Genomic DNA, 1,070 nt, shown 5'->3' with positions numbered 1-1,070 from the left:
CGCTTTGATTTGTCCAATTGCTTTAATAAACTTCTTTTCCATAGTAGTTAGACCTCTCTCTTTCTCATCGAAAATCTATACCACCCCAGAATTGAGAGCATACCAACAAGCAAGCCAATAAGGAAAACAATTAGCCAACGGAAATCAAAGTTTTTGACGACAACAGCCTTAACCTTTGGAGAAATATCTTCTGTCGCTATCGGTTTGACAAAGAAGTCATAAATGTTATTCGTATCAACACCCTGCGTTCTCGTATTTGAGAGTAATTTAGAAAAATTATCATAATATTCTTTACTTGCGCTCAAATCCAAGCTTCCTGTATTAACTAAAGAATCAGCATTATTCAAGGCTTTCTGCGCCTCTTCTTGCACTGTCAAAACGTTTGTGACAAGATTGTCAAACTCTGAGGAATTATCTGTAATTGTTCGAGCTGCTTGAGCAATTGAATCACTCGCCGTTGAAGTACTTGTGACAAGTTCGCTTATCTTCTCATAAAGCTCAGCACTATCGCCAACATAAAGTTCGACCATTTGACTGTTGTACTCGTTCCAATTTTTAATGACAAGTTCATTTGCCACATTGCTTTCCCAAGTATTATACACTTGTTCAATATTTGATAGGGTAGCACCATACCATTCTTTGAGTGATTGAATATCAGCCGATAGCTCTTCTGCTTTGATTTCAGTTAAAGTCTGATAATCTACATCAAGACTTGCGATTGTTGTATTCAGCTCCTTAATCGTTTCAACGACTTTTTCAATGTTTGTTGTCCCAAGTTCACGGAAATTTTCAACATCACCAGTAGCCAACATATTCGCAAATATTTTAGGGTCTGATAGATTCAAATTGCCATAGAGTTTAAAGATAGACTCATCACTTACCTCTTCAAATGTTAGGCTTGAATCAGCATTTAACAGATTTAAAAGCGTTTGATAGTCATCTGTTGGCGCACCATACAAGGTTGTAATCAAATTAGCAGTAACATCTATTTGATTAAATAATTCTGTGAGATGATTAAATTCCTCATCAACTGACTTATAATGATTAGTTAAAATATCCCTAGGCGCAAG

1 protein-coding gene is annotated in these 1,070 nt (G+C 36.1%); it reads right to left on the bottom strand.

Annotation, left to right across the window (positions count from 1 at the left end; translation table 11 throughout):
- Positions 1 to 47: 47 nt before the first annotated feature.
- Positions 48 to 1,070: hypothetical protein (locus Hs30E_RS11005; protein ID WP_228462058.1), on the bottom strand; the 1,023-nt coding region annotated here is incomplete at its 5' end.

The sequence above is a fragment of the Pseudolactococcus hodotermopsidis genome (assembly GCF_011170085.1).
GTDB lineage: Bacteria > Bacillota > Bacilli > Lactobacillales > Streptococcaceae > Pseudolactococcus > Pseudolactococcus hodotermopsidis.
Note: the sequence above shows the minus strand (reverse complement) of the source record. Positions and strands in the feature narration are given on the sequence as shown.